Source organism: Chitinophaga sp. (assembly GCF_036566945.1).
Taxonomy (GTDB): Bacteria; Bacteroidota; Bacteroidia; order Chitinophagales; family Chitinophagaceae; genus Chitinophaga.
In genome coordinates this window covers 1-4,592 of the sequence record NZ_DATCVJ010000883.1, presented here as the reverse complement: position 1 = coordinate 4,592, position 4,592 = coordinate 1, and the positions used below count along the sequence as shown (strand labels likewise).

Genomic DNA, 4,592 nt, shown 5'->3' with positions numbered 1-4,592 from the left:
TATTTCTCTACCAGATCGTTTGGATTAACGGTATTGAATAAACGCTTACTCATTTTTTCCAACTGTGTGCCGCACAGATATTTACCGTCTTCCAGAATGAACGTAGCTTCTGCAAAGTCAGGTTTCCATTTCTTAAATGCTTCGGTATCCAGTTCTACGCCATCTACCATATTCACGTCCACGTGCAGCTCATCTGTTTCGTATTGATCTTTTAATCCAACAGAAACATACTGGTGAGTACCACGAACGCGATATACCAGCCTGGAGCTACCACCAATCATCCCCTGATTAATCAGCGATTTAAACGGTTCCTGGAAACCGATATGTCCCAGATCAAACAGCACTTTTGTCCACATGCGGGAATAGAGCAGGTGACCTACGGCGTGTTCGGTACCGCCTACGTATACATCTACCTGGTTCCAGTAATCCGTGGCTTTACGGTCGGCAAAAGTGTGTGCATTGTGTGGGTCCATATAGCGCAGGAAATACCAGCTGCTGCCAGCATATCCGGGCATGGTGTTGGTTTCGCGTTTTACGCCGGGCGCAACATTCACCCAGTCGGTGATGTTGGCCAGGGGGCCTTCACCTTCAGCACCGGGTTTGTAGTTTTCCACATGTGGCAATTCCAGCGGCAGGTCTTTTTCATCCATGGCGTAAGGAATACCATCCTTGTACAGGATCGGGAAAGGCTCGCCCCAGTAACGTTGACGGCTAAAGCCGGCATCGCGCATTTTAAAGTTCACCTTGCGTTTGCCGATACCCATTTCTTCCAGCTTGTTGATCACGATGTCAGTGGCCGGTTTCATGTCCATGCCATCGAGGAAACCGCTGTTTTGCAGTTTGGCGTCTTTGGTGGAATTGGCTTCCTGACCGTTAAAGGCATCACCAATGATGTTGGTGATGGGGATATTGAAATGTTTGGCAAAGCCAAAGTCGCGCTGGTCGCCACATGGCACCGCCATGATAGCACCTGTACCGTAACCGGCCAGTACGTATTCTGCAATCCACACCGGAATTTCGCGGCCATCAAACGGGTTGATAGCGTAGGCGCCGGTAAAGCAACCGGTAATTTGTTTTACGTCGGCCATACGTTCGCGTTCAGAGCGGCTTTGAACGTAGTCGAGGTATTTGTCTATTTCCCCCTGTTGTTCCGGGGTAGTAATTAATTTTACGAGATCATGTTCGGGCGCTATTACCATGAAGTCCACGCCGAAGATGGTATCCGGGCGGGTGGTATATACTTCCACGTGTTCGGTGGAGTTTTTCAGGGCGAATTTTATTTCTGCTCCCTGGCTTTTCCCGATCCAGTTACGCTGCATTTCTTTCATAGCATCGCTGAAGGATACTGTTTCCAGTCCTTCCAGCAGTCGGTTGGCGTAATCGGTGATGCGCAGGAACCACTGGCTCATTTTCTTTTTCACTACGGGGAATCCACCACGTTCACTCACGCCGTTCACTACTTCATCGTTGGCGAGGACCGTACCCAGTGCGGCGCACCAGTTTACCTCGGCATGCGCCAGGTAAGCGAGGCGATACTGCATTAAGATATCCCGCTGTTCTTTCTCGGCATAACCTTTCCATTCGGTGGCGGTGAACTGTATGGTCCGGTCACCGGGGCAGATATGGCCGGCATTGCCATCTTGCTCAAAAATATTCACAAGGGTGCTGATAGGCTCCGCTTTCTGGTTAACACGGTTATACCAGCTTTCGAAGATCTGCAGAAATATCCACTGCGTCCATTTGTAATAGGAAGGGTCGCTGGTGGTTACCTGCCGGCTCCAGTCGTAGCAAAAGCCAATATTATCCAGCTGTTCCCGGAATGCTTTGATATTTTGCTCGGTGGTAACAGCAGGGTGCTGACCTGTTTCCAGGGCATATTGTTCCGTAGGCAACCCAAAGGCATCATACCCCATAGTATGTAGTACATTAAAGCCTTTTAGTCTTTTATAGCGCGCATAAATGTCTGTTGCAATGTATCCCAGGGGATGTCCTACGTGAAGACCCGCCCCGGAAGGGTAAGGGAACATGTCCAGTACATAACATTTGGGCTTTGGACTGTCATTGCTAACGCGGTAAGCATGCGACTGCTGCCACTGTTCCTGCCATTTTTTTTCGATTGCCCTGAAATTGTATTCCATATCGGTTGTAGATGGACCTTAATTAGGCCGGATATAACAATACATCCGGTTATTAAGGCGTTATCAGTTATAATTTATAAAATTGTAATAATGCCTGTTCAGCAAAATAATGTTAAATTCATTAATACACCAATGTCATTCCCCAACATCTCTATATATTGCCATTCTATTGCCCGGATGGGGGGTATTACCTGATCGGGTTGGCAAAATTAAACACATAACTACTAATTTTTATTATTTTCGCCGATAAACTGCAGATTAATGGCGCAATCCGGGAAATCATCAGCAAAGAAGTCGAAACCATCCTACCTGTACTCCATCATTGGTGTAGCACTGGTATTGTTTTTACTGGGCACACTGGGTCTGGTGGTAATACATGCTAATAAGTTAAGCGTGTATTTTAAGGAAAGCATTGAGGTACAGGTCATTCTGAGAGATAATGTAAAAGAAAACCAGGCACTGGCCCTACGCGATTCCATGGCCAACAAACCATACATCAAGTCCATTGAGTATGTGTCTAAGGACATGGCCGCCCAACGTTTTAAAAAGGATTTCGGGGAGGATTTTATCACCCTCTTGCAATACAACCCGCTCTACAGCAGCATTAACATAAAGGCCAACGCCAATTATGTGAACAACGACAGTCTCAAGATTATTGAAAATAACCTGTCGCAGCAAAGCATCGTAAGGGAAATTTCCTACCAGCGCATGCTGGTGAGCAAACTGAATGAAAACGTGAACAGGATTGGCCTGATCATACTGATCATAAGCGGTTTATTATGTTTGGTGGTGATTTTCCTGATAGACAATACCATCCGTTTGGCCATGTTCAGCAACCGTTTCCTCATTAAAACCATGCAAATGGTAGGGGCTACCCGCTGGTTTATTGCCAAGCCATTTGATCTGCGCAGCATTGCCAATGGTGCTATTGCCGCGCTGATTGCCATCGCAGGACTGATCGGCATCATGTCGCTGGCAGATAAATTACTGCCCGAACTGGCCGGTTTACGCGATAACCTGATGATTGCGTTTATGTTTATAGGTATGATCCTGATCGGAATCTGTATTTCCCTGGTGAGCACCCACCGCTCCGTGATGAAGTACCTCCGCCTGAAACTGGACGATCTTTATTAATTTAACATCTTTAACTGAAGATATATAATACCAAACACTATGGCTAAAATAAGCACAAACCCGGCTTCGAAGCATGCTCCCATTTCAGAAGAAGCACTGGCAGACAGCCGCCCTATTTTCCCGAAAGAGAATTATAAATTGATGCTGGCTGGTATTGTGGTGATTGTGCTGGGCTTCCTCCTCATGATGGGAGGTGATTCCAACGATCCCAATTCTTTTAAACCAGAGAATGTATATAGCTTTCGCCGGATTACCCTGGCCCCTATCGTAATTGTGCTGGGTTTAGTGGTAGAAGTATATGCTATTATGCGCCGTCCAAAAGCGAATGCATAGTTCTTTCCTATAAAAGTATTCTTACAGCGATGAGCAATCATCGCTTTTTTTTTCACTTTTAACCATATTAAATTCGATGAACGTTTTTCAAGCTATTATCATTGCCATCGTGGAGGGGTTGACAGAATTTCTGCCTATTTCTTCTACCGGCCATATGATTATTGTTAGCGCGCTGTTGGGCATTGGCAAAGATGAATTTACCAAACTGTTTGAAGTAGTGATTCAGCTGGGAGCCATCCTGGCAGTAGTTGTATTCTATTGGAAAAAATTCCTGGTATTCGATAAAAACCGCTTAAGCTTTTACCTGAAGCTGGTGGTAGCCGTGATTCCGGCGCTGATCCTGGGTTTCCTGTTCAGTAAAAAAATAGATGCCATGCTGGAAAGTCCGCTTACGGTAGGGGTAACGCTGCTTTTAGGGGGTATTGTATTATTATTTGTAGATAGCTGGTTTAAAGAACCCACTATTCTGACGGAAGAAAAAATAGACATCTTTACCGCTTTGCGCATTGGCTTCTACCAATGTCTGGCCCTGATTCCAGGTACCAGCCGCAGTGCCGCCTCTATCATTGGTGGTATGCAGCAAAAGCTCTCCCGCAGCGTAGCGGCAGAATTCTCCTTTTTCCTGGCGGTGCCTACTATGGCTGCTGCCACCGGATATAAACTCCTGAAAGGAAAAGAGCTGCTGATGGCACATCCGGAAAACCTGAAACTCCTGCTCATCGGTAACATCGTAGCCTTTGTGGTAGCCCTGGGCGCCATCAAATTCTTTATCGGTGCGGTGAAAAAGTACGGATTTAAGATGTGGGGATATTATCGAATTGTAGTAGGTATTATTATTATCGCCGCTATCCTGATGGGGTATACCCTGGAAGTGTAATGCAGCGAGTTTTTGTCTTTATCCAGGATTATACTGATTTAGATGATTTTCCAGATTTTTACTTTTTGATTTTATAGGATTAAAAAAGATTAGCGAAGACAAATGTGGGT

4 protein-coding genes are annotated in these 4,592 nt (G+C 45.8%); 3 read left to right on the top strand and 1 reads right to left on the bottom strand.

The features are described from left to right. The coding region (gene leuS / locus VIP81_RS26660; RefSeq protein ID WP_331968485.1) for a leucine--tRNA ligase at positions 1-2,138 on the bottom strand (2,138 nt) is incomplete at its 3' end. Positions 2,139-2,399: 261 nt separating this feature from the next. Here leuS and VIP81_RS26655 point away from each other — a divergent pair. The 3 genes from VIP81_RS26655 (at position 2,400) to VIP81_RS26645 (ending at position 4,482) form a co-directional block, all read left to right on the top strand. Next, on the top strand, positions 2,400-3,272 hold the full coding sequence (locus VIP81_RS26655; protein WP_331968481.1) for a cell division protein FtsX: 873 nt from the start codon (positions 2,400-2,402) through the stop codon (positions 3,270-3,272). A gap of 39 nt (positions 3,273-3,311) precedes the next feature. Beyond that, entirely contained in the window at positions 3,312-3,605 is a 294-nt protein-coding gene (locus VIP81_RS26650; protein WP_331968479.1) for a DUF3098 domain-containing protein, read from the top strand. 76 nt (positions 3,606-3,681) lie between these two features. After that, on the top strand, positions 3,682-4,482 hold the full coding sequence (locus tag VIP81_RS26645; RefSeq protein ID WP_331968476.1) for an undecaprenyl-diphosphate phosphatase: 801 nt from the start codon (positions 3,682-3,684) through the stop codon (positions 4,480-4,482). The last annotated feature ends 110 nt before the right edge of the window (positions 4,483-4,592 follow it).

Coding starts and splice junctions, on each gene's coding strand:
- VIP81_RS26655 (WP_331968481.1), top strand. CDS start 2,400: ATGGCGCAATCCGGGAAATCATCAGCAAAGAAGTCGAAACCATCCTAC.
- VIP81_RS26650 (WP_331968479.1), top strand. CDS start 3,312: ATGGCTAAAATAAGCACAAACCCGGCTTCGAAGCATGCTCCCATTTCA.
- VIP81_RS26645 (WP_331968476.1), top strand. CDS start 3,682: ATGAACGTTTTTCAAGCTATTATCATTGCCATCGTGGAGGGGTTGACA.